Here is a 23,801-nt window from a genome sequence, read left to right on the forward strand (position 1 = left end):
TTCTTCTGAAAAACGCGTCAGCGTGCCTGCCACCCCCGTCTAAGGAGGCATTTGCCAGCTGGGTGCGTCTCAGTTGATGCCGCCGCCCAACGAACGATAAAGCTCGACCAGATTGCTCGCACTCGTCAGCCGTGTGGTGACCAGCTGCTGCTGCGCCGCATAGGCGGTACGCTGCGCGTCGAGCGACACGAGGAACGAGTCGACGCCGGCACGGTACCGCGCCTCGGACAGACGGGCGGCAACCTGCGCCGCATTGGCGCGGGCCGACTGGGCCGATACCTGCTCCCCGATGGTGCCGCGCTGCGCCAGTGCATCGGCGACCTCCCGGAACGCGGACTGGATCGCGCGCTCGTAGGTCGACACCGCGACCTGCTGCGATGCGCGCGCATAGTCGAGACTGCCCTTCCTCGCCCCGCCATCGAACAGCGGCAGGCCAACCGACGGTGTGCCGGTGTAGGTGAAGCTGCCACCACCGAACAGACCCGAGAGCGCGGTAGAGATCGTCCCGATGGTCGCGGTGAGCGAAATCCGCGGGAAGAACGCTGCACGCGCAGCGCCGATGTTGGCATTCTGGGCGATCAGCTGATGCTCGGCCTGGAGAACGTCGGGACGCCGCAACAGCACCGCGGACGAGACATCGCCGGGAAGCGCGTCGCGCGTATAGGCGGTCTTGCCCAAGCCGGCGGGCAGTTGCTCGCTCGGCACAGTCGTTCCGACCAGCAGGTTGAGCGCGTTCTGATCCTGCGTCACCCGCGTCATCAGCGTGGCGATGTCGTTTCGCGCGGACTGATAGTTCGTCTCGGCTTGGCGCGCCTCCAGTTCGGAGGCGACGCCGATGCGGAACTGCGCCTGTGTAAGCCGCAGCGTCTCGCCGAAGGTTTGGAGCGTACGGCGTGACAGCTGCAGCTGCTCCTGGTCGGACGCGAGCGTCAGCCACGCGGTCGCGATCTCGGCGATCAGGCTGATCCGCGCCGAGCGTTGCGCTTCCTCGGAGGCGAAATATTGCTCGAGCGCAGCGCGGCTGAGGTTGCGGACGCGCCCGAACAGGTCGAGCTCGAAGGCCGAGAAGCCGGCGTTGACCGAATAGAATTCGACGTTCGATGATGACGAGCCAACGCCCGCACCCCCGATGCCGGCACCACCACCGCCCAGGCCGCCGCCGGTACCGGTACCCGTGCCCGTGCCCGTTCCGCCACTCGTCGCACCGCCACTGCCCGCGCCGGCGTTGGCGCCCGTCGCGCCGAAGATGTTGTTGGTGTACGTCGCCGAGCCCGATAGCGTCGTAGTCGGCACCAGATCCGAGCGCTGGATACGATATTGCGCACGCGCCTGCAGCACGTTGCCGGCCGCGATGCGCAGGTCACGATTGTTGGCGAGCCCGGTGTCGATCACCTGGCGCAGGCGCGGATCGAGGAAGAAGTCGCGCCAGCCGATCGCGGACACGTCGACCGCATCACTCGCCGCGCGCGGATAGACGCCCCCTTGCGGGAAGGCGGCAGGCACCGCGCCGGTCGGGCGTTCGTACTTGGGCGCAAGATTGCACCCGGCGAGCGCGGTCGACAAAGCGAGCGCGGCGACAAGGCTGGAGCGGGTCACGGTAATCAAGCTCCCTCGACCGCGGGGCGGCCCTGGTTCGTGTCATGGTCGCGGCGGCGGTTGTCACCATCGCCATGGTCGGGATCGTCGTTAGCGGCGGGCTCCGCATGGCCGCCCTGGCCGAACAGGCGCAGCACGACCACGAAGAACATCGGCACAAGGAAGATCGCGAACACCGTTGCGGTCAACATGCCGCCGACCACCGCGCGGCCGATCGCGTTCTGCCCGCCTGCCCCCGCACCGGTCGAAATCGCGAGCGGCAGCACGCCGAAGATGAACGCAAGACTGGTCATCAAGATGGGACGGAGCCGGATCTTGGCGGCCTCGATCCCGGCGTCGAATGCCGACAAGCCATCGCGCATCTTCTCCTCGGCGAATTCAACGATCAGGATCGCGTTCTTGGCCGACACGCCGATCGTGGTGATGAGCCCGACCTGCAGATAGATATCGTTGTTGAGCCCGGTCAGCCACGCAGCCAGCAAGGCGCCGATCACCCCGAGCGGTACAACCAGCATGACCGAGATCGGCACCGACCAGCTCTCGTACAGCGCCGCAAGGCACAGGAACACGATCAGCAGCGACAGCGCGTACAGGGCCGGCGCCTGACCGCCCGACAACTGCTCCTCGTAGCTCAGCCCGGTCGGCTCGAGCCTGGTTCCCGGCGGCAGCTTCGCATGAATGTCGTTCATCGCCTTGAGCGCGGTGCCCGAGGAGACGCCCGGCGCCGGTTGCCCCAATATCTCCATCGACGGTTGCCCGTTGTAGCGCGTCAGCTGGGTCGCGCCCTGCTGCCACGACGTGGTTGAGAAGGCCGTGAACGGCGCCATCGCATTGTTCGTGCCGCGTACGTACAGGCTCGCCACATCCTCCGGCCGCAACCGGTACGGTGCGTCGACCTGAACATAGACGCGCTTCACGCGGCCTCGATCGATGAAGTCGTTGACGTATGATCCACCCCAGGCGGTCGCGATCGTGCTGTTGACCGACGACAGGTCGAGCCCGAGCGCGCGTGCCTTGTCCTGATCGACGTTGATCTTGAGTTGCGGCGCATCGTCGAGCGCATTGGGGCGCACGCCGACCAGCGACTTGTTCTGCGACGCCATGCCCAACATCTGGTTACGTGCAGCAAGCAGCTTCTCGTGTCCAATCCCGGCCTCGTCGACCAATTGCAGGTCGAAGCCGGAAGCGTTGCCGAGTTCCTGCACCGCAGGCGGAATGACCGCGAAGATCATGCCGTCGGCGTAGCGACCGAGCACCGCCATCGCGCGACCGACGACCGCCTGCGCACGGTTCTCCGCACCGGGGCGATCCTTCCATTCCTTCATCGGGATGAAGGCGATGCCGCTGTTCTGTCCGGTACCCGCGAAGCTGAAGCCGTTGATCGTGTAGACGCCGCGGATCGAAGCGCTTTCCTTGCTGAGGAAGTGATCGCGTACGAGGTCGAGGCCCTTTTGCGTCCGCTCGGTCGTAGCACCCGGCGGACCTTGCACCAGCGCGATCATCACGCCCTGATCCTCTTCGGGCAGGAAGCCCGACGGAAGCCGCGCGAACAGCAGCACCATGCCGCCGACGATCAGCGCGTACACGATCAGCGAACGCCCCCAGCGCCGCGCCGTCGAGCGCGTGCCCTTGACGTAGCGGTCGCGTCCGCGATCGAAGCGATCGTTGAACCAGCGGAAGAAGCGCGCGAGCGGCCCCTTGCCTTCCTTCTTATCGGGATCGTGCGGCTTCAGGATCGTCGCGCACAAGGCCGGCGTCAGGATCAGCGCGGTCGCGACCGACAGCACCATCGCCGACACGATCGTGATCGAGAACTGGCGGTAGATGACGCCTGTCGAGCCGCTGAAGAACGCCATCGGCAGGAACACCGCCGACAGCACCAGGCCGATGCCGATCAACGCGCCCGAAATCTCGTCCATCGACTTGCGCGCGGCATCCTTCGGCGAGAGATGCTCCTCGACGATCAGTCGTTCGACGTTCTCGACCACGACGATCGCGTCGTCGACCAGCAGGCCGATCGCCAGCACCATGCCAAACAAGGTCAGCGTGTTGATCGAATAACCCGCGACCGCCAGCACCGCGAACGTACCCGTCAATACCACAGGCACCGCGATCGTCGGGATGATCGTCGCACGCCAGTTCTGCAGGAACAGGAACATGACGAGGAAGACGAGCACGACCGCCTCGACGAGGGTATGGATCACTTGCTCGATCGACAGACGCACGAACGGCGATGTGTCGTACGGGAAGATGACTTTGACGTCGGGCGGCAGCTGCTTGCCGATCTCGGTCATCCGCGCCTTGACCGCGTCGACGGTGTCGAGCGCGTTCGCGCCCGGCGCGAGCTTCACGCCGATGCCCGAGGCGGGCTTGCCGTTCCACTGCGCCGAGAAGCCGTAATTCTCCGCGCCGATCTCCACCCGGGCGACATCGCGCAGGCGCACGACCGACCCGTCGGTGTTGCTCTTCAACCGGATCTGGCCGAACTGCTCCGGCGAGGTCAGACGCGACGACACCGACACGGTGGCATTCAGCATCTGCTCCTTGGGAGCCGGCTGCGCGCCCAATTGCCCGGCCGATACCTGCGCGTTCTGCGCGGTGACGGCGTTGGTCACGTCCGCCATCGTCAGCGCGTAATTGTTGAGCTTCAGCGGATCGACCCAGATGCGCATCGCATATTGCGAGCCGAAGATCTGCGTGTCGCCCACCCCGCTGACGCGCGACAGCGGGTCCTGCATCTTGGACGCGACATAGTCCGCCAGATCGACCGCGTCGTGCTGACCGTTTTCCGAGTACAGGCCGACGAACAGCAGGAAGTTCTGCGTCGCCTTGGCGACGATGATGCCCTGCCGCTGAACCTCTTGCGGCAGGAGCGGGGTCGCTGCCTGCAGCTTGTTCTGCACCTGCACCTGCGCGGTGTCGGGATCGGTGCCCTGCTCGAAGGTGAGCGTGATGGTGACGGTGCCCGCCGACGACGACGAGGACGAGAAGTAGCGAAGGTGGTCGATCCCCTTCATCTGCTGCTCGATGATCTGCGTCGTCGTGTTTTCCAGCGTCGCCGCGTCGGCGCCCGGATAGGTCGCGGTGATCGACACCGCAGGCGGCGCGATCGCGGGGAACTGCGCGATCGGCAGGCTGCGGATCGCGAGCACGCCCGCAAGCATCACGACGATGGCCAGCACCCACGCGAAGATGGGGCGATCGATGAAGTAGCGTGACATGAGCGGTTACTTCGCTTCCTGCTGCGGCTGGCCGGCACCTGCCGCGCCGCCCGGCTGCCCGCCCGGCTTCGCATTCGGGTTCCACGCGACGGCCTTCACCGGCATGCCGGGACGCAGCATCATGCCGCCCTCGACGATCACCTTCTCACCGGCCTTTAGGCCAGCGGTGACAAGCCAGTTGTCGCCGATCGTACGCGGTGCAGTCAGCTTGCGCATCTCGACCTTGTTGCCCGCGCCCACGACCATGACGGTCGGCTCGCCCTTTTCGTCACGCTGCACCGCGCGTTGCGGGACCAGCAGCGCGCTGCCCTGCGTGCCCTCGATTAGTTCGGCGCGAACGTACATGCCGGGCAGCAGCACGCTGCGCGGATTGGGGAAGCGCGCGCGGATCGTCTGCGTGCCGGTCGACGGATCGACGCTGACGTCGGTGAACTGGAGCGTTCCCTCGATCGGGTACACCGATCCGTCCTCGAGCCGCAGCTGCACGCGTGCCGCCTGCCCACCGCGCGACAGGTCGCCGTTCGCGATCTTCTGCCTCAGCGCGAGCAAATCGGCGCTCGATTGCGGCACGTCGACGTAGATCGGGTCGAGCCGCTGGATCGTGGTGAGCGGATCGGCCTGGCCCGAGGTGACCAGCGCGCCGGTGGTCGCCACCGAACGCCCGATCCGACCCGAGATCGGCGCGCGGATGGTGGTGCGCGCGAGATCGATCTGCGCCGAACGCACCGCCGCTTCCTGTGCCGCGACATCGGCACGCGCCTGCGCCGCCGACGTGATCGCGTTCTCGTAGTCCTGCTTCGCGATGGCGTTGATCTTGACCAGCTCACCATAGCGGCGCTGGAGCGCCGCGCTCGACGCGATCGCGGATCGCGCGCGGGCCAACGCGGCGCGCGCGCTGGCCACCTGCGTCACATACGGCTGCGGATCGATGCGATAAAGCGGCTGGCCCTTGGTCACCTGATCGCCCTCGGTGAACAGTCGCGCCAGGATCAGGCCGTTGACCTGCGGGCGCACCTCGGACGTCTCATACGCAACCGTGCGGCCCGGCAGCGTGGTGGTAAGCGTCACCGACTCGCTCTTCACCGCGACCACCCCAACTTGCGGCGGTCCGGCAGGCTGCTGCTGCGCCTGCTCCTTGCCACCCCCACATGCGGCGAGCGGCATCGCCAGCATCGCGGCGACCGCAAAACGATTGATAAGCATGGACTTCCCGGAAAAAATGTGTGAATGAACGATCACTCACGAATGCTGCTACTGCGAACGAGCGCCAGCGTCAATATGGGAAGGAGATGATGAGCAGGACCGAAGCGGCGGAAACGCCGTTACCGCGCAACGAAAAGGCAAATGCACGCCGGTCGCAGGTGATCCAGGCCGCGCGCACATTGTTTGCCGAGGCGGGATTTCACAACACCGGCATGGCGCAGATCTCGAAGGCGTCGGGCGTGCTCGTGGGGCAGATCTATCGCGATTTTGCCAACAAGGAGGCGATCGTCGCAGCAATGGTCGAGCAGGACCTAGACGAGTTCCTGTACGATGGCGTGCTGTGCAATGCCTGTTCGACCGGCGATCACGCCGCGGTGCGCGTGTGGATCGCCGATTTTGTCGCCTGCGAGGAGGTGGATGACGCGCGCATCTTCGCCGAGATCACCGCGGAGGCCGCGCGCAACGAACGGATTGCGGCGATCTTCCACATGATCGACCAGCGGCTTCGTCAGCAACTGATCCTCGCACTCCGCATCATCGCCGCCGCCGACGTCGACGAAGACCGGCTGGTCACCGTCGCCAACCTGATCCTGACGGTGTCATGGGGGGTGATGCAACGCCGCGTGCTGTGGCCGGGACAGGTCGACCGAGCGGTGTTCGCGCCATTGCTCGCCTGCATCGACGCTCAGGTCGATGCCTTGTGCGGCGATCCGGTCGAGCAGGCCGCGTGCGCGTGAAGCCGCCAATCGGGTGCGACACGCGGCTGTGCATGTCGCTCGCCGCGCGCCCGAGCAATTTCGGCTCGCGCTTCCATAATCGCCTCTACGAGCGGCTTGGGCTCGACTACGTCTACAAGGCGTTCACGACCACCGACTTGGCCGGCGCGGTCACGGGTATCCGTGCATTGGGCGTGCGCGGTTGTGCAGTGTCGATGCCGTTCAAGGAAGCGGTGATCCCGCTGCTCGATGGCCTCGCAGGCTCCGCTGCGGCGATCGACAGTGTCAACACGATCGTCAACGACGACGGGCGGCTGACCGGCTACAACACCGATTACAGCGCGGTGCGCGACCTGCTCGATCGCGCCGGCGTCGATGCCGATATGCCGTTCAGCCTGCGCGGTTCGGGCGGCATGGCGAAGGCGGTTGTGGCGGCGCTGCGCGATCGCGGGCACCGGCGTGGCACGATCGTCGCGCGTAATGAGGAGAAGGGACGCGCGCTTGCAGATGCTTACGGCTTCGACTGGCAGGCGGAGTCCGGCGATGGCGCGGCGGTGATCGTCAACGCAACGCCGATCGGCATGAGCGGCGGCGATGACACCGCGCTCGCCTTTACACCTCAGGTGGTCACGCGCTGCTCGGTCGCGGTCGAGGTGGTGGCACTGCCGGCGGAAACGCCGTTCCTGCGGGCGGCGCGGGCGGCGGGGAAGGTAACGATCGCGGGCGCCGATATTGCGGTGTTACAGGCGCTGGAGCAGTTCGTGCTATACACCGGCGTCCGCCCCGACGACGACGATGTCGCGCACGCCGCGGCGTTTGCGCGCGGTGAGATCGATTAGCGTATACGTTCGCTCGCCAGGCGGCCGATCGCCTGCCAGCGTTCGTACTCTTCCCGCGCGTCGGCGAGCGCGCGATGCGCGGGCGGCTCGCCCTCCCCGCGCGGTTCGCTCTGTTCGAGCACCTCGGCCACGGCGGACGCCAACGCGTTGCCCGACAATGCCTGCGAGAGAATCGCATGCGCGCGGTCGCGGTGCGCGTCGTCGCTGTCGCGCAAGCGTAGGCTGTGACGCGGCAGCTTGGCGGCACGCAGCAGCACGCTCAGCCACTTGCCGTCCCATGACGGCGCGCTTGCCAGCAGATCGTGGCCGGAGAGTTCGGCGACCATGCGGCGTGCAACCGCCGTGTGATCCTCGCCCTGCTGCTCCAACTCGGCGCGCGCGATGCCGTGGATCGCCTCCGCCGCGTCGTCCCAATCGTCCCACAAGGGCGCGGGACGGATCAGATGCGCTTCGCCGCGGCCATCCTCGAACACCCAGGCGACCTCGATCGGATAACTGCGTTTCGACAGGGACGAAGCTTCGAAGTCGAGAAAGACCAGCATGATGCGCTTAACGCCGTGAGGGGCGGATCGGAGCCGCGCACCGGTGGTTCTGCGATCAAAGGAGCCATGTGCATGATCGACCTGAACACTGCGACCGCCGCCGACCTCGACGGCGTCCCGCCGCTTGCCGGACATGGTGCGGAGATCGTCCGCTACCGCGAGGAACGCGGCGGCTTCACCGAGCTTCGGCAACTGAACGAGGTGCCCGGCCTGGCGCAGAAGGCCGATGGTGTGGAAGAGTATCTTTCCGTCGCGTGACGCGGCTTTTGGCAGCAGGCCGGATTGCGCCACGCGGCGCAGGCGGTAAGTTGCTGGCGAGAGAGGGATTACCACTTGCCACAGCCAAACCGTTTGCCGATCCGCCTGCTCGTCGCTGTCCTGCTGCTCGCGTCCGTCACTCCCGCGCTTGCACAGGACAAGACCACCACCACGGTCGAAAAGAAAACCGACGACGGCACCAAGATGCCGCCGCTGCCCGCCGACCGCTCGATCGCGCAGAGCGTGCGCGTCGGCGGACGCGTGCTGAACTACCGCGCGACGGTCGGCACACTGCCGGTCCGCGACGAAAGCGGCAAGGAGATCGGACAGGTCGTCTACACCGCCTACACGGTGCCGGGTCGCGATCCGGCGCGGCCCGTCACCTTCGCGTTCAACGGCGGGCCGGGCGCGGCATCGGTGTACCTCAACATGGGGGCGGTCGGTCCCAAGCGCGTGCAGTTCGGCGCGCAGGGTGACGCACCCTCGGACGCGCCGATCGCCAGCGACAATCCCAACACCTGGCTCGATTTCACCGACCTCGTCTTTATCGATCCCATCGGCACCGGGTTCAGCCGCAGCCTGGTGAGCGAGGACGAGACCAAGAAGGCGTTCTACGCCAACGATCCCGACATCAAATATCTGTCCAAGGTCGTCTACGACTGGCTGGTCAAGGAAGGTCGGCTGCGTTCCCCGAAGTACGTGATGGGCGAGAGTTACGGCGGGTACCGCGCGCCGCGCATCGCCTACGAACTGCAGTCGCAGATCGGCGTCGGCATCAACGGCCTCATCATGGTATCGCCCTATCTCGACCCCGCCTCGGGCGACGATGCGACCGCGCTGTCGCCGCTCCCGTGGATGATCGACCTGCCCTCGATGGCGGCGGCGAACCTCGAGCGGCAGGGCCGGCTCACCCCGGCAGCGATGGCGGAGGTAGAGGATTACACCCGCGGCGACTTCGCGCGCGACCTGCTGCGCGGGCGATCGGACCCGCAGGCGACGAGCCGCATCGTGAGCCGCGTCACGCAGCTGACCGGGCTCGACCCTGCCCTCGTCCAACGGCTGGGCGGGCGTGTCGACAGCCGCACCTACCTGCGCGAGGTGCACAGGAGCGAAGGCACGATCGGCAGCGTGTACGATTCGAACGTCACCGCGTTCGACCCCTTCCCCTGGTCGCCGAGCCAGCAGTCGAACGACCCGATCCTCGACGCTTTGATCGCGCCGACGACCAGCGCGATGGTCGATTTCGTCACGCGCGAGGTCGGGTGGAAGACCGACGCGCGCTACAATGCCCTGTCCTACGCGGTGAATGCTGCATGGAACCGCGGCAAGCCCGCCGACACGCCCGTCACCGACCTGCGCAAAGCGATCGCCAACGATCCCAAGATGCGCGTGATGATCGTCCACGGCTGGGACGATCTATCATGCCCGTTCTTCGCCTCACGCCTGATTGTCGACCAGATGCCCGCCTTCGGCCAGGCCGAGCGCGTCGCGCTGAAGGTCTATCCGGGCGGGCACATGTTCTACAGCCGGAACGACAGCGGTGCCGCGTTCAAGAACGACGCGCGGGCGCTGTACCGCTGAATGAGCGGGGCGACGCCGTGCGCGTCGCCCCGCTCATTCAACGCTGGCCGCAGCTGACCGGACCGGGCGGTGCGCTGGCGACGTGGATGCCCGACACGTCGATGCCGACTGCACCGGTCGCGGCGATCACCGCGGGACGTGTCACCTTGGCCATGTCGACGCCCTGATCGGCAAAGCAGCGCAATGGCACCGCCAGCTGCGTCCAGTCGCTGCCGGCGCCACGCAACGCACCGGTGATCGGCACCGAGGCCGAGCGTCCGCCGGCCATGCCGAGCGTGACGGTGCCGGTCGGCGCATGCGTGACGCGGTAGTCGAGGATCAGGCTCAACTGCCCGTTCGACTCGCGCGACAGGTCGATCGGCTGCGCCTGCTCGACCGCGAGTTCGCCCGCACCGGTGAAGGTAAGCCGTACGCTGTCCTCCTGCGCCTGCCGATCGATGCGCGCCTGCGTTACCGCGCCGCTGGTCCTGAGCGACGCACCGGGGGCGAGCCGCCCGCGCACGAACAGCGCGTTCTGGTCGCCGCTCGCGTTCGCCGGCCGCGCTTCGTCGAGCTGCGGTACCTGCCCGCCCTTCGCGTAGGACAGGCCGTAGCCGAACGCGAACAGCGGATCGTAGTTGGGATCGCGCCGGTTGAGCACATATTGGTCGAGCCGCTTCGGCCAGGAAAAGGACAAGGTGCCGTGGAAATCGGCCTTGGGCTTGCCGTCGCGGCCCGCGACGAGCAGGTCGGCGACGCCGCCGCCCTCGGTCCCCGGCAGCCAAGCGGCGACGAAGGCGTCGGACGCGTTCAGCTCCGGGTTCACCCACAAGGGGCGCCCCGACAGGAACACCGACACGGTCGGCACCCTCGCCGCCTTCAACCGACGTAGCAGTTGCAGGCTCGATTTGTCGTCGGGGCCGAATTCCAGCGTCGGGCGGTCGCCGGAGAATTCAGCGTAAGGCGTTTCGCCGAACACGACGATCGCGACATCGGGCTTGCTCGCGTAGCTGCCCGTCGCCGACAGCGTCGCGGTGCCACCCGCGGCGCGGATCGCCTGCGACAGCCCGCCCCAGATCGACTGCGCATTGGGGAAGTTGGCGTTGGTCACGCCGGTGCCCTGCCAAGTGATCGACCAGCCGCCCGCCTGCTGCCCGATATTGTCGGCGCCGGCGCCTGCGACCAGCACGTTCGCACCGGCCTTGATCGGCAACACGCCGTTGTTCTTGAGCAGCACCAGCGACTCGCGCACCGCCTGACGCGCCAGCGCCCGATGCTCGGCGCTGCCGATCAGGTCGAACTTGCCCGCGAACGGCCGCGATGACGGTCGACCCGCCTCGAACGTGCCGGCCAGTACCTTGACGCGCAGGATACGGCGCACCGCATCGTCGAGCCGCGCCGCCGGGATGATCCCCCCTTTCGCCTCGCGCAGCGTGTTGGCGTAGAGCTCCTTCCACTTGGGCCCCGAGTACATGAACATGTCGAGCCCGGCGTTGATCGCCGCCGCGCAATCCTCGTTGGTGCAGCCCGGCACCTGCCCGTGCGCGTTCCAGTCGCCGACCGCGAAGCCGTCGAAACCCCAGCGTTCCTTCAGCACGCCCGTCAGCAGCGACTTGTTGCCGGTCAGCTTGGTACCGTTCCAGCTCGAGAAGCTGGGCATCACGGTCAACGCTCCCGCGGGCAGCGCGGTCATGTAGCCTGCGGCATGCACGTCGCGCAGCGTCGCCTCGCTGACGCGCGTGTCGCCTTGATCGCGCCCGCCGGTACCGCCGTCGCCGAGGAAATGCTTGACCGACGAGATGACGTGACCCGGGCGCATGAAGTCGCCGCCGACGCGCCCTTGTATCCCCTCCACCATCGCACCGGCGTAGGAGGCGACGAGCGAGGGCTCCTCCGAATAGCTCTCGTAGGTGCGGCCCCAGCGATCGTCCTGCACCACCGCCACGGTCGGCGCGAAGCTCCAGTCGATGCCGGTCGCCGCGGTCTCGGCGGCGGTCGCGACACCGATGCGACGGACGAGCTCGGGATCGCGCATCGCGCCGAGACCGATGTTGTGCGGAAACAGCGTCGCGCCGACGATGTTGTTGTCGCCATGCACCGCGTCGGTGCCCCAGATCACCGGCACGACCGGACGCCCGTCGCCGCGTTTCACCGAGGCGTCCCAGAAGGCGTCGAACAGCTTCAGCCATTCGGGCGCGGGTGCGAATTCGTCGTTGTTGGGCGCCGAATTACCGCCATTCAGGATCGAGCCGAGCTTGTACGTCTCCAGGTCCTTCGGCGTGATCGAGGCGATATCGACCTGCAGCAACTGGCCGACCTTATCCTCGACGCTCATGCGGCGCAGCATCGCGTCGACACGCGCCTCGACCTTCGGATCGCGCTTGCGCTTCATCACGAGCGCGGGCCATTGGTCGGGGTGCGCGGTCGCCGACGCGCTGACCGCTGGATCCGCTCCCTGCGCCGACAATGCCGCCGCACTTGCCAGCAACGTCGCCGCGATGCCGATCCTGATCGTCCTCATGCTTCCTCCCCGTGCGCCCACGCGCGAACCCGTTTGATCGAGCCCTAATCGGCGCTCCGGGTGGTCACAAGCGGGTCAAGGTCGCACATTGACGGAGCAGACCAGTTTGACATCCAAGCGCGCCCACTGATGCGTAAGTGCGGTGCCGCTCAAAATCGCGTCAGCCATATAAACTTACATGGGTTAGGAAACGAAATCGCGTACGAAAGGTTCTTCGCCTCGGGGCAGCAGCGTTTCTGCACGGCCAGCCGGTCGTGGCGCTGCATGACGAACAGTCAGATGAAAGACATCATGTCGAAAATCCAGATGGGCGCGCTATCGCGCCGCGGCGTGCTGGCGGGTGGCGCCGCCACCGCTGCGATGACCAGCGCTCCCGGCGCAATCGCGCAGGCGGCGACATCTGCGCCGACGGCATCCGCGCAGCCCGCGCCGACGATGCCGGTGTCGTTCGAGGTCAACGGCAAGCGTGAGGAGCTGACACTCGACACGCGCACGACGCTGCTCGATGCGCTGCGCGAGCATCTGCATCTCACCGGCACCAAGAAGGGATGCGACCACGGTCAGTGCGGCGCATGCACCGTCATGGTCAACGGTGTGCGGATCAACTCGTGCCTGAGCCTCGCAGTCCAACACCAGGGCGACAAGGTGACGACGATCGAGGGGCTGGGCACGCCCGACAAGCTCCACCCGATGCAGGCGGCGTTCGTCAAGCACGATGGATATCAGTGCGGTTACTGCACGCCGGGGCAGATCTGCTCGGCGGTCGCGGTGCTTGACGAGATCAAGCGCGGGGTGCCCAGCCACGTCCAGGCGGACGTGTCGGCCCGCCCGCAGGTCACCAACATGGAACTGCGCGAGCGGATGAGCGGTAACATCTGTCGCTGCGGCGCATACTCCAACATCGCAGAAGCGATGGAAGAGGTTGCGGGGGTGCGGGCATGAAGGCGTTCACCTACGAGCGCGCGAAGGATGCGCGAGCCGCAGCACAGGCGGCGGCGCGGCCGGGCGCGAAGTTCCTGGCCGGTGGCACCAACCTGCTCGACCTGATGAAGATCGAGGTCGAGACGCCGACGCACTTGATCGACGTGCAGGACCTTGGTTTCGACAAGATCGAAAAGACCGCAGAGGGCGGTCTGCGGATCGGTGCGCTCGTCACCAACACCGACCTTGCCGCCGACGAGCGGGTGCGGCGCGACTATGGTGTGCTGACGCGCGCGATCGTCGCAGGGGCGAGCGGGCAGTTGCGCAACAAGGCGTCGACTGCGGGCAATTTGCTCCAGCGCACGCGCTGCCCGTACTTCTACGACACCAACATGGCGTGCAACAAGCGCAAGCCCGGCTCGGGCTGCGCCGCGATCGGCGGCTATTCGCGTCAGCTGGGCGTGATCGGCGTATCGGACACGTGCATCGCGACCTTCCCCGGCGACATGGCCGTCGCGATGCGCGTGCTCGACGCGTACGTGGAGACGATCGATCCGGCCGGACAGCGTCGTGCGATCCCGATGGCCGACTTTCACCGTCTGTGGGGCGACCATCCCGAGCAGGACACGGTGCTGAAACCCGGTGAGCTGATCACCGCGGTGACGCTTCCCAAGCCGATCGGCGGCAAGCATTTTTACGAAAAGGTGCGCGACCGCGCCTCCTACGCCTACGCCCTCGTCTCGGTCGCCGCGGTGATCCAGCCCGATGGCACCGGCCGCGTCGCCTTCGGCGGCGTCGCACCGCGTCCGTGGCGGGTCGAGGCGGCGGAGGCGCTGCTGCGCCAAGGCGCCGCCGCCGTCACCGCGCGCGCGTTCCAGGGTGCAACGCCGACGAAGGACAATGCCTTCAAGCTGCCGCTCGCGACTCGCGCGCTCGCTTCCGTCATCGCGCAATCCAAGGCTTGAGACCATGAAGTTCGACACACCCGCCGGGCAGAACCCGATCGATCGGATGCAAGTCGTCGGCCGCGCGATGAACCGCATCGACGGCCCGCTGAAGACCACCGGCACTGCCCCCTACGCCTATGAGCATCACGCCGATGTGCCGAACGCGGCCTACGGCTATCTCGTCCCCGCCGCGATCGCCAAGGGACGGATCGCGAGCATCGACACGCGCGCGGCGAAGGCGGCGCCGGGCGTCCTCGCGATCGTGACCGGCAAGGATGCCGGGCCGCTCGGCAAGGGCGACAAGAACACCGTCAAGCTGCTCGCCGGGCCAGAGGTCGACCATTACCATCAGGCAGTCGCGATCGTTGTCGCTGAAACGTTCGAGCAGGCGCGCGCCGCCGCGGGACTCGTCCGCGTCGATTATGCGCGCGGCGCGGCGCAGTTCGACCTCGATCAGGCGCTCAAGACCGCGCCGCTGACCGGCGGGTCGAGCGGCGAGGGCAGCGGCGCGCCACCGGTCGACCGCGTCGGCAAGTTCGAACAGGCGTTCGCTGCCGCAGCCGTCACGCTCGACCAGACCTACTCGACCCCCGACCATAGCCACGCGATGATGGAGCCGTTCGCCTCGATCGCGTCGTGGAACGGCGACGAGCTGATGCTGTGGACCTCCAACCAGATGATCAACTGGGGCCACGAGGACCTGGCCAAGACGCTGGAGATGCCGAAGGAGAAGATCCGCTTCATGTCGCCGTACGTCGGCGGCGGGTTCGGCGGAAAGCTGTTCCTGCGCACCGACGCGGTGATGGCGGCGCTGGGTGCCAAGGCGGCGGGTCGGCCGGTCAAGCTGGCGCTGTCGCGGCCGGTGATGGTCAACAACGCGACGCACCGCCCCGCGACGCGCCAGCGCATCCGCATCGGGGCGCAGAAGGACGGCACGATCACCGCGATCGCGCATGAGAGCGGGTCGGGCGACCAGCCCGGCGGCAAGCCCGAGACGGCGGTCAACCAGACCAAGTTGCTCTACGCGGGCGCAAACCGGCTGACCTCGATGCGGCTGGCGGTGCTGAACCTGCCTGAGGGCAATGCGATGCGCGCGCCGGGCGAGGCACCGGGCATGATGGCGCTCGAGATCGCGATGGACGAGATGGCCGAGAAGCTTGGGCTGGATCCGATCGCGTTCCGCATCAAGAACGACACGCAGGTCGATCCCGAAAAGCCCGAGCGGCGCTTCTCGCAGCGCGAACTGGTGCGCTGCCTCACGCAAGGCGCGCAGCGCTTCGGCTGGTCGCGTCGTAATGCCAAACCGGCGCAGGTGCGCGACGGCAAATGGCTGGTGGGCATGGGCGTGGCCTCTGCGTTCCGCAACCACATGAACATGCCGTCTGCGGCGCGGGTGCGATTGAGCCCCGGCGGCGTCATCACGGTTGAGACCGACATGACCGATATCGGCACCGGCAGCTACACCATCATCGCGCAGACCGCCGCCGAGATGATGGGCGTACCGGCCGAGGCGGTCGTCGTGAAGCTGGGCAGCTCGGCCTATCCAGTTTCGGCAGGATCGGGCGGGCAGTTCGGCGCGGCGAACGCGACCGCGGGCGTCTACGCGGCATGCGTCAAACTGCGCGAGCAGGTGGCGCAGCGACTGGGCTTCAACTCCGCCGACGCGATGTTCGCAAGCGGCAAGGTCACCAGCGGCAACCGCACCGCCGACCTCAGGCAAGCCGCGCAGGGCGGCGAACTGGTGGCCGAGGACAAGATCGAATTCGGCAAGCTCGACAAGAACTATCAGATCTCGACCTTCGGCGCGCATTTCGTCGAGGTGGGCGTGGATTCCTATACCGGTGCGACGCGGCTCAGGCGAATGCTGGCGGTGTGCGCGGCGGGGCGGATCATCAACCCCAAGTCGGCGCGCAGCCAGGTGATCGGCGCGATGACGATGGGCGTCGGCTCGGCGCTGATGGAGGAACTGGCGGTCGACAAGCGCTTCGGCCTGTTCATCAACCACGACCTCGCGCTCTACGAGGTGCCGGTCCACGCCGACATCCCGCACCAAGAGGTCGTGTTCCTCGAAGAGGCGGACGACAAGGCCAATCCGATGAAGGCGAAAGGCGTCGGCGAATTGGGCTTGTGCGGCGTCGGCGCGGCGGTCGCCAACGCGATCTATAATGCGACGGGCGTACGCGTGCGCGATTATCCGATCACGCTCGACAAGCATCTGGAGAAATTGCCCGCGGTGGCGTGACGAACAGCGGGGAGGTGCCGTGCCTCCCCGCCCGTCCCTTCGCATAAACGCCCTACTCCGCCGCGAGCTGGTCGCGCGCGATGCGTTGCAGCGCACTCGCCTGTTCGCGCGACAGGCCGAGCGTGTCGGCAGCCTGCTCGCCCGGCCCAAGCGTCGTCGGATCGATCCCGGTAACGCGGCCAAACACGATCAGCGCCTCCAGATAATAGCCCGCGGTGCTGGCGTGGTAGTGGTCAAAGCTCCACAGGTTGATCTGCCCGAAGCTGACGCCGTCGTACGGGTTCGGGTCGGCCACCCCGGCGGCGAACGCGCGGTTCCACGCTTGCCCGACCGGCAGCACGCCCGTGACCAACGGATTGACCGCGCGGGCGCGATCAGCCGCGGCGCGCAGATCGAGCGCCATCTGCGAGACGGGCTTGTTCGACCACAGCCCGCCGGGTGAGCGGTACACCTGATCGGCGCGCGACCATGTCGCGGTCAGCTGGACCTGCACCTGCGGATTGCGGCGGGCGAACAGCCGCGACAGCCGCGCGACATCGTTGATATAGGCGCGCGCATCGCCCGGACGCTCGGGATCGAGCGTGCTATATTCCTGCAAGATGACAACGTCCCACGCGCGGTCGAACAGCCGGCGACATTTTTCGTAGTGAAAGCCGAGCGTCTTGCCGCCATCGACCTCAAGGCTGACCTGATAGTCGAGCCCCGCCTGATCGGTAAATGCCTTGAACAACGCCGGCACCCCGCCATAGCCGGTACCGTTCAGGTCGGTGACGGTGCTCGCGCGCCAGTTTCGCAGCGGTGAGTTCGCGCCGAAGGTGAAGCTGTTGCCGATAAACAGGATCGTGCGCGCCGCGCGCGTCGATGCGACCGCTGGAGGCGATACGCTTCGCTGCGCGGCGGCGGGTGCGGCAATTGCGAGCACGCCGAAGGCTAGAGCATGCCACGTCAGTTTCTTCACAACATCATTCCAGGCTTGGATCGGTGGCGATCAACGCACCGCCTTTAGATCGTTCCACACCTCAGACGGTGAGCGCAAGCAGCGCGAAGCTCGCAAGCCAGTGGGTGCCCATGTAATCATCCGCCAGATGCGGCAGGCTCGCTATGAGATGCCGCTCGGCCGCATCGCGGGCGGCGGCCGAGACCGGATGGTCGTCGCCGAGCGCTGCCGCCAGCGCGCGCCAGCACCAGGCGCGGCTGAGGTTCAATCCATCGAGATGCGCGATCTTGCCATCGCTTCGATCGGACACGGTCACGGGCGTGAACAGCGTCGCAGGCTCGCCACGCGTCAGATCGGGCAGGAAGGCGTCGAACCAGTCGCGAAATGCGGTGGCAGGCAGAACCTGGCTCATCAGCAATGCCTCGCCAAGCGCAGGCGAGAGAAACTCGTCGCCGCCGGGCTCCCACGCCTGACACGCGCGATCGCGCGCGAACCAGTCGCGCGCGCGCTGCCCGATCAGCGCAGCCAGCGCTTGGTCGTGCTGGCGTGCCCAATCATGCGCGAGCGTCAGCGCAAAGGCGGTGTTGAAGTGCGTGCCGACCCGCAATGGATAGGTCAGCTTGGGCAGGAACGCGGCGAAACGATCCGCAAAGGCGCGCGCCAGTGGTTCGAGTGCATTACCCCAGCCGGCGTCATGCCGCACCGCCTCGCCGTGCAGCGCCAGCAGCCACGCCCAGCCATAGGGCCGCTCAAACCCCGCACTGTAAGGTCGATCGAGGAATGCGAGTTCACCCGCGACATGTGCGGGCGTGAACATCGCGTCGGCACGGCTGCGGATCTCCGCCGCCTCGGCCATCTCCGGATGGAGCCGCAGCAGCGTCAATAGCTGCCACCACCCGTGGACGCAGCTGTGCCAGTCGAAGCTGCCGTGAAAGATCGGGTGCAGCACGCGCGGCGGCAGCAGGTCTTCATCACCGGTCAGCACCTGGTCGAGCTTGTGCGGATATTCCTGGCCCACATGACCGAGGGTCAGTCGGGCAAAGGTCGCGGCACGGGCGGCATCGAGCTGCATCATCGCAGCACCGCGTAGAGCAGCAAGATGTTGAACGCGAGCAGCGGCAGCGCGGTCGGCACCTGTGCACGGATCACGCCGCTGCGGTCACGAAGCTCAAGCAGCGCGGCAGGGACAAGATTGAAGTTCGCCGCCATCGGCGTCATCAACGTGCCGCAGAAGCCAGCGAGCATCCCGATCGCCGCGACTGGCGCGGCGTTGGCGCCCACGCCCCCACCTGACCCGTGCATGAGGATCGGCACGCCGATCGCCGCCGCCATCACCGGGAACGCAGCGAATGCGTTGCCCATCACCATCGTGAACAACGCCATGCCGATGCCATAGGCGGCGACCGCGCCGAACAGGCTATCGGCCGGGATCGTATAGGCCGCGATGCGCCCGACGACCTCGCCTACCCCCGACAAGGCGAACACCGCGCCCAGGCTAGCCAGCATCTGCGGCAGCACCGCCGCCCAGCCGACGTCGTCCATCAGCCTGCGCCCTTCGCGTAACGGGGCGGACAGACCGGGGCGAAGCCACACGACGCAGGTGGCAATGGCGGCGAGCACGCCGATGGTCAGCGCGACCAGCGTCGCCTGCTTCGGGTCGATCAACGCCGGCACCTGCTTGAAGATGATCGTACCGGCGAGCGCAGCGACGGGGATCATCAGCGCGGGCACGAACAGTGCGTTCCCGCGCGGATGCGGCAGATCGCGCGTCGCGTGACCGCGCGTCATCCGCCCCGATGCCGCCACCGCGACGAGCGCGAGCACGAGCACGCCATTGCCGACATCGCCGAGCCGGTCGCCGAACCAGAAACTCGTCGCGATCAACGCGTAAAAGGTTGCGTTGGCAGGCCGGCGCGGGCGCTCGCTGGCGGCGAGTAGCGCAAAGCCGGCAAAGGCGGCACCGGCGACCGCATAGACGATGTTGAGGCCGATCACCGCGCCGCGTTCCGGTAGCGCGCGAGACGGCGGTCGAGCAGCAGCAGCCGTGCGCCGTGGATCACGAACGCCGCCAGCGCGGTGGGGATCGCCCAGACCGACAGCTGAAACGGTTCCAGCGCGATGCCGTACCCTTGCAGCACGCCCTTCATCAGCAGGATCGATCCGATCGCGAGGAAGATGTCCTCACCGAAGAACAGCCCGATGTTGTCGGTCGCCGCCGCCATCGCCTTGACGCGGTCGGCGTCGCCCGCGCCGCCTGCCTGCACCTCGGCCGCCGCCTCCGCCATTGGCGCGACGAGCGGCCGCACCGTCTGTGGATGCCCCGCAACCGATGTCAGGCCGAGCGCGGCGAACAATTGCCGGAACAGCAGGTAACCGACGAGCAGCCGCCCCGCGGTCACGCCGCGCATTCGCCCGATCAGCGCACGGGCACGTGCCTGCAATCCGTAACGCTCCAGCACGCCGATGACGGGCAGCACGATATAGATCGCCGACACGTAGCGGCTGTCGTTGAACGCCTTGCCGAAGGTGGCGAGCACACGAAGCGGATCGAGCCCGGCAGCGAGCCCCGTGACCAGCGCGGAGACGACCACGACCAGCATTGGGTTGAAGCGCAGCAGGAAACCCAATGCGATCACCGCAATGCCGGCAAGCACCAGCATCAGCGCGCGTCCTCGCGCGAGTAGCCGTATCCGCCGCCGCCCGGCGTCTCGATCACGAACACGTCGCCGTCGTTCATCTGCATCGCGGCAGTCGAGCCGAGCTGCTCGACGCGTCCGTCCGCGCGTTCGATGCTGTTCGCGCCGGGCGCACCTTCTTCACCGCCAGCCAGCCCGAACGGTGCGACGCGGCGCCGGTTGGAGAGGATCGCGGCGCGCATGCTTGCACGAAAGCGGATGCGGCGGGTCGCGCCGTCGCCACCTGGCTGCGCACCGGCACCGCCTGAACCATGCCGGATCGAGAACTCCTCCACCAGGACGGGAAAGCGCGTTTCCAGTACCTCCGGATCGGTCAAGCGGCTGTTGGTCATGTGGCTCTGCACTACGGCCGTGCCCGGAAAGTCCGCGCCCGCGCCGGTTCCCCCGGCGATCGTCTCGTAATATTGATGGGCGTCATCGCCGAAGGTGAAGTTGTTCATCGTTCCCTGCGATGCCGCCTGAGCGCCGAGCGCGCCGAGCAGCGCGTCGGTGACGACCTGGCTGGTCTCGACATTGCCAGCGACGACGGCGGCTGGGGACTGCGGGTTGAGCATCGATCCCTCGGGAACGTGGATCGCCACCGAGCGCAGGAAGCCGTCGTTAAGCGGGATCGGAGCATCGATCAGTGTGCGCATGACGTAGAGCACCGCTGCACGCACCACCGACACAGGCGCGTTGAAATTGCTTGGCAATTGCGCGCTGGTGCCGGTGAAATCGACCGCGGCAGTGCGCGCCTCCCGATCGACGCGGAAGGCGACGCGGACGACCGCACCATTGTCCAGTTCGTAGGCATAGTCGCCATCGGGCAACGTCGGCAGCAGTTCGCGTACCGCATCGTCGGCATGACGCTGCAGATGCTCCATGTACGCGGCGACCGTCGACAGTCCGTAACGCTCGACCATGCGTGCAAGCCCGTCGACACCGCGTGCGCATGCCGCGACCTGCGCGGCCAGATCGGCCAGGTTCTGATCGACGTTGCGCGAAGGCCACGGCCCCGACGACAGCAGCGCGCGCAGGTCGTCGCTGCGCATCGCGCCGTCCTCGACCAGCAGGACATTGTCGAGGATCACCCCCTCCTCGTCGATGCTGGTACTGTTGGCGGGCATCGAGCCGGGGCTGGTCCCGCCGACATCGGCATGGTGCCCGCGGGCGGCGACGAAGAAGGCCGGTGCGGCTCCGTTACCCGCGAACACCGGCATGATGACGGTGATGTCGGGCAGATGCGTGCCGCCCTGGTAGGGCGCGTTGAGCGCGTAGACGTCACCCGTGCGCATCCCCCGCCCGTCCGCCTTCGCCGACCGCCGTGCGATGATCGTGCGGATGCTTTCCCCCATCGAGCCGAGGTGCACCGGAATGTGCGGCGCATTGGCGACGAGGTTACCGCTTCCGTCGAAGATCGCGCAGGAGAAATCGAGCCGCTCCCGGATATTGACCGAAGACGCGCTGCGCTGGAGCGCCGCGCCCATCTCCTCGGCCAGCCCCATGAACAGCCCGGCGAAGATCTCGAGGCGGAGCGGGTCAACCGACTCGTCGGTCTGGGCGTCGACGCACGGCGCGTGACGGGTCAGGATCAGGTTGCCGAGTGCATCGACGCGTGCAGTCCAGCCGGGTTCGACCACCGTCGTCGAGACCGCATCGACGATCAGCGCGGGGCCGGCAATCGCTGCACCCACAGCGAGCGCGACACGATCGTGGAGCGGGGTCGCACGCATCCGCCCCGCGAGGTGAACCGCGACCTGCGCGATCGCGGGCGCGCTCTCCATCGGCAGGGTCGCCACATCATCGGCGCGCGTGTCGCTGTCGGAGATGCCCTCGACGCGGAGGAGTTCGGCGATCAGATCGCCCTTGCGCGTGTAGCCGAATTGACGGCGGTGCTGGGCCTGGAAATCGGCTGCCATCGCGGCGTTGTCGGCGACAGCGACCTCGATGCCGTAATCGGCGCCGGCGTGGCGCAGCTCGACACGCGTGTCGAAGCGGATCGCACGCGGATCGATCCTCTGCGCGACCAGCGCGGCGCGCGCGTCCGCCTGCAACCGCGCGATCGCGGCATTTAGCGCGGCGCGATCGCCTAGCGGCACCGACAGCGTCGTCTCGCGCAGCACGCGGCGGTCGGCGAGCCCCATGCCGTAGGCCGACAGCACGCCGGCGAGTGGGTGGATCATCACGCGCTCCATGCCGAGCGCATCGGCGACGAGGCAGGCGTGCTGTCCGCCCGCACCGCCGAAGCAGGCTAGCACATAATCGGCCGGATCGTGCCCGCGCGCGACCGAGATCGCCTTGATCGCCTTGGCCATGTTGGCGACGGCGATCGCGACGAGCCCTTCCGCCGCCGCCTCGCGCGCCGGACGCGTGCCGCTCACCGCCTCGACCTCATCGAGCAATGCGTCGAGCCGCGCCTGCGACGCATCCGCATCGAGCGGCTGGTCGCCTGCGGGACCGAACAGGCTGGGGAAATGCGCGGGCTGGATCTTGCCGAGGATCAAATTGCAATCGGTCACCGTTAGCGGCCCGCCGCGCCGATAGCACGCCGGACCCGGCACGGCTCCGGCAGACTCAGGTCCCACCACGAGCCGCCCGCCCACCATGCGGCAGATCGAGCCGCCGCCCGCCGCGACTGTGTCGATCCGCATCGTCGGCGCGGCGACGCGCGATCCTGCGATCACCGCATCGTTGCGGCGTTCGTAGCGCCCGGCATAGAGCGACACGTCGGTCGAGGTGCCGCCCATGTCGAAGCCGATGACATGGCTGAACCCCGCCGCCTCCGCCGTCCGCGCCATGGCGACGATCCCGCCCGCGGGCCCCGAGAGCAGCGCGTCCTTGCCGCTGAACGCCGCACCGTCGATCAACCCGCCGCTCGACTGCATGAACAATGGCCGCTGTCCGCCGCCGAGCGCACGGTCGAACGCTGCGACATAGGCTCCGAGCACGGGCGAAAGATAGGCGTCGACCAACGCGGTGTCGCCGCGCGCGACGAGCCTGATCAGCGGTGCGATCCGGTGGCTGACCGACACCTGCGTGAAGCCGATCTCCCTGGCGATCGTCGCCAGCGCCTGTTCATGCGCGGGATAGCGAAAGCCGTGGACCAGCACGATCGCGATCGCGCGCAGACCGTCGTCGTACGCGGCCTGAAACGCAGCCCGCGCGGCCTCAGTGTCGAGCGGACGAACGATTCCGCCATCGGCGTCGACGCGCTCGTCCACCTCGACGACGCGGGCGTAGAGCGGATCGGCACGACGGATGTGACGCGCGAAGATATCGGGTCGGTCCTGATAGCCGATCACCAGCGCATCGCGAAAGCCGCGCGTGATCGCGAGCAACGTCGGCGCGCCCTTGCGTTCGAGCAGCGCATTGGTCGCGACGGTGGTGCCAAGCCTTATGTCGGCCGGGGGCAGGTCGCCCTCCGTCACGCCGGTCAATTGCCGGATCGCGTGCACCGCCGCATCGTCGTAGCGGCCGGAGTCTTCGGACAACAGCTTGACCGTCGTGAGCGTGCCGGCGGGATCGCGCGCGACGACGTCGGTAAAGGTGCCGCCGCGGTCGATCCAGAATTGCCACTCGCCCGGCATCGCTTCTCCTTCGTCTCGCGCGCTGTCCTAACGGCC

The 23,801-nt window shown here is 67.4% G+C and carries 17 protein-coding genes; 7 read left to right on the forward strand and 10 right to left on the reverse strand.

Going from position 1 to position 23,801, the window contains the following annotated elements:
• Nucleotides 1–69 precede the first annotated feature (69 nt).
• Genes SMN802W_RS0106930 through SMN802W_RS0106940 form a run of 3 tightly spaced genes read right to left on the reverse strand, consistent with a single transcriptional unit; the run spans nt 70 to nt 6,020 of the window.
• Nucleotides 70–1,596, reverse strand: a complete 1,527-nt coding sequence (locus tag SMN802W_RS0106930) for an efflux transporter outer membrane subunit (RefSeq protein ID WP_443208579.1) — start codon at nt 1,594–1,596, stop codon at nt 70–72.
• 5 nt (nt 1,597–1,601) lie between these two features.
• Nucleotides 1,602–4,817: an efflux RND transporter permease subunit gene (locus SMN802W_RS0106935; RefSeq protein WP_019516177.1), complete on the reverse strand. Its 3,216-nt coding sequence runs from the start codon at nt 4,815–4,817 to the stop codon at nt 1,602–1,604.
• Between the two features lie 6 nt (nt 4,818–4,823).
• A complete protein-coding gene (locus SMN802W_RS0106940) occupies nt 4,824–6,020 on the reverse strand; it encodes an efflux RND transporter periplasmic adaptor subunit (protein ID WP_019516178.1) in 1,197 nt (398 codons plus the stop codon).
• A gap of 89 nt (nt 6,021–6,109) precedes the next feature.
• On the opposite strand from SMN802W_RS0106940, the gene SMN802W_RS18730 reads away from it, so the two are divergent.
• Nucleotides 6,110–6,757, forward strand: coding sequence for a TetR/AcrR family transcriptional regulator (locus SMN802W_RS18730; protein ID WP_162140003.1), 648 nt, complete (start codon nt 6,110–6,112; stop codon nt 6,755–6,757).
• On the forward strand, nt 6,748–7,575 hold the full coding sequence (locus SMN802W_RS0106950) for a shikimate 5-dehydrogenase (RefSeq protein ID WP_019516180.1): 828 nt from the start codon (nt 6,748–6,750) through the stop codon (nt 7,573–7,575). Before SMN802W_RS18730 ends, SMN802W_RS0106950 begins: the two co-directional genes overlap by 10 nt.
• Here the strand turns inward: SMN802W_RS0106950 and SMN802W_RS0106955 are convergent.
• Nucleotides 7,572–8,117: a hypothetical protein gene (locus tag SMN802W_RS0106955; RefSeq protein WP_019516181.1), complete on the reverse strand. Its 546-nt coding sequence runs from the start codon at nt 8,115–8,117 to the stop codon at nt 7,572–7,574. The two genes, SMN802W_RS0106950 and SMN802W_RS0106955, sit on opposite strands and share 4 nt — an antisense overlap.
• Nucleotides 8,118–8,189: 72 nt before the next feature.
• Between SMN802W_RS0106955 and SMN802W_RS0106960 the strand changes: the two genes are divergently transcribed.
• Both SMN802W_RS0106960 and SMN802W_RS0106965 read left to right on the forward strand, forming a co-directional pair.
• The gene (locus SMN802W_RS0106960) at nt 8,190–8,375 is read left to right on the forward strand and encodes a helix-hairpin-helix domain-containing protein (RefSeq protein WP_026325853.1); all 186 of its coding nucleotides are present in this window, start codon (nt 8,190–8,192) and stop codon (nt 8,373–8,375) included.
• A 75-nt stretch (nt 8,376–8,450) separates the two neighbouring features.
• Nucleotides 8,451–9,956 carry a S10 family peptidase gene (locus SMN802W_RS0106965; RefSeq protein WP_238560126.1) on the forward strand — a complete coding sequence of 502 codons (1,506 nt, stop codon included), beginning with the start codon at nt 8,451–8,453 and terminating at the stop codon, nt 9,954–9,956.
• A gap of 37 nt (nt 9,957–9,993) precedes the next feature.
• Here the strand turns inward: SMN802W_RS0106965 and SMN802W_RS0106970 are convergent, their stop codons facing one another.
• Entirely contained in the window at nt 9,994–12,456 is a 2,463-nt protein-coding gene (locus SMN802W_RS0106970; protein WP_019516184.1) for a glycoside hydrolase family 3 protein, read from the reverse strand.
• 279 nt (nt 12,457–12,735) lie between these two features.
• On the opposite strand from SMN802W_RS0106970, the gene paoA reads away from it, so the two are divergent.
• From paoA to paoC, 3 genes are read left to right on the forward strand one after another with little or no spacing between them, the layout of a single operon-like run.
• Nucleotides 12,736–13,398, forward strand: coding sequence for an aldehyde dehydrogenase iron-sulfur subunit PaoA (gene paoA, locus SMN802W_RS0106975; protein WP_238560127.1), 663 nt, complete (start codon nt 12,736–12,738; stop codon nt 13,396–13,398).
• The gene (locus SMN802W_RS0106980) at nt 13,395–14,342 is read left to right on the forward strand and encodes an FAD binding domain-containing protein (protein WP_019516186.1); all 948 of its coding nucleotides are present in this window, start codon (nt 13,395–13,397) and stop codon (nt 14,340–14,342) included. The genes paoA and SMN802W_RS0106980 overlap by 4 nt, the downstream gene beginning before the upstream one ends.
• Before the next feature lie 4 nt (nt 14,343–14,346).
• Entirely contained in the window at nt 14,347–16,566 is a 2,220-nt protein-coding gene (gene paoC / locus SMN802W_RS0106985) for an aldehyde oxidoreductase molybdenum-binding subunit PaoC (RefSeq protein ID WP_019516187.1), read from the forward strand.
• Nucleotides 16,567–16,618: 52 nt separating this feature from the next.
• Here paoC and SMN802W_RS0106990 read toward each other — a convergent pair whose 3' ends face one another.
• The 5 genes from SMN802W_RS0106990 to SMN802W_RS0107010 all read right to left on the reverse strand — a co-directional run bounded on the left by SMN802W_RS0106990 (nt 16,619) and on the right by SMN802W_RS0107010 (nt 23,765).
• A complete protein-coding gene (locus SMN802W_RS0106990; protein WP_019516188.1) occupies nt 16,619–17,524 on the reverse strand; it encodes a hypothetical protein in 906 nt (301 codons plus the stop codon).
• Between the two features lie 61 nt (nt 17,525–17,585).
• Nucleotides 17,586–18,578, reverse strand: coding sequence for a DUF2891 domain-containing protein (locus tag SMN802W_RS0106995; protein WP_026325855.1), 993 nt, complete (start codon nt 18,576–18,578; stop codon nt 17,586–17,588).
• Nucleotides 18,575–19,498 carry a DUF979 domain-containing protein gene (locus SMN802W_RS0107000; protein ID WP_019516190.1) on the reverse strand — a complete coding sequence of 308 codons (924 nt, stop codon included), beginning with the start codon at nt 19,496–19,498 and terminating at the stop codon, nt 18,575–18,577. Before SMN802W_RS0107000 ends, SMN802W_RS0106995 begins: the two co-directional genes overlap by 4 nt.
• Nucleotides 19,495–20,163, reverse strand: coding sequence for a DUF969 domain-containing protein (locus SMN802W_RS0107005; protein ID WP_019516191.1), 669 nt, complete (start codon nt 20,161–20,163; stop codon nt 19,495–19,497). The genes SMN802W_RS0107000 and SMN802W_RS0107005 overlap by 4 nt, the downstream gene beginning before the upstream one ends.
• On the reverse strand, nt 20,163–23,765 hold the full coding sequence (locus SMN802W_RS0107010; protein WP_019516192.1) for a hydantoinase B/oxoprolinase family protein: 3,603 nt from the start codon (nt 23,763–23,765) through the stop codon (nt 20,163–20,165). Before SMN802W_RS0107010 ends, SMN802W_RS0107005 begins: the two co-directional genes overlap by 1 nt.
• Nucleotides 23,766–23,801: the final 36 nt, after the last annotated feature.

This window comes from Sphingomonas sp. Mn802worker (genome assembly GCF_000382485.1).
In the GTDB taxonomy this organism is placed as follows: Bacteria; Pseudomonadota; Alphaproteobacteria; order Sphingomonadales; family Sphingomonadaceae; genus Sphingomonas.

Coding starts and splice junctions, on each gene's coding strand:
- SMN802W_RS0106970 (WP_019516184.1), bottom strand. CDS start 12,456: ATGAGGACGATCAGGATCGGCATCGCGGCGACGTTGCTGGCAAGTGCG.
- paoA (WP_238560127.1), top strand. CDS start 12,736: ATGAAAGACATCATGTCGAAAATCCAGATGGGCGCGCTATCGCGCCGC.
- SMN802W_RS0107010 (WP_019516192.1), bottom strand. CDS start 23,765: ATGCCGGGCGAGTGGCAATTCTGGATCGACCGCGGCGGCACCTTTACC.
- SMN802W_RS0106955 (WP_019516181.1), bottom strand. CDS start 8,117: ATGCTGGTCTTTCTCGACTTCGAAGCTTCGTCCCTGTCGAAACGCAGT.
- SMN802W_RS0107005 (WP_019516191.1), bottom strand. CDS start 20,163: ATGCTGGTGCTTGCCGGCATTGCGGTGATCGCATTGGGTTTCCTGCTG.
- SMN802W_RS18730 (WP_162140003.1), top strand. CDS start 6,110: ATGAGCAGGACCGAAGCGGCGGAAACGCCGTTACCGCGCAACGAAAAG.
- SMN802W_RS0106960 (WP_026325853.1), top strand. CDS start 8,190: ATGATCGACCTGAACACTGCGACCGCCGCCGACCTCGACGGCGTCCCG.
- SMN802W_RS0106995 (WP_026325855.1), bottom strand. CDS start 18,578: ATGATGCAGCTCGATGCCGCCCGTGCCGCGACCTTTGCCCGACTGACC.
- paoC (WP_019516187.1), top strand. CDS start 14,347: ATGAAGTTCGACACACCCGCCGGGCAGAACCCGATCGATCGGATGCAA.
- SMN802W_RS0106980 (WP_019516186.1), top strand. CDS start 13,395: ATGAAGGCGTTCACCTACGAGCGCGCGAAGGATGCGCGAGCCGCAGCA.
- SMN802W_RS0106935 (WP_019516177.1), bottom strand. CDS start 4,817: ATGTCACGCTACTTCATCGATCGCCCCATCTTCGCGTGGGTGCTGGCC.
- SMN802W_RS0106940 (WP_019516178.1), bottom strand. CDS start 6,020: ATGCTTATCAATCGTTTTGCGGTCGCCGCGATGCTGGCGATGCCGCTC.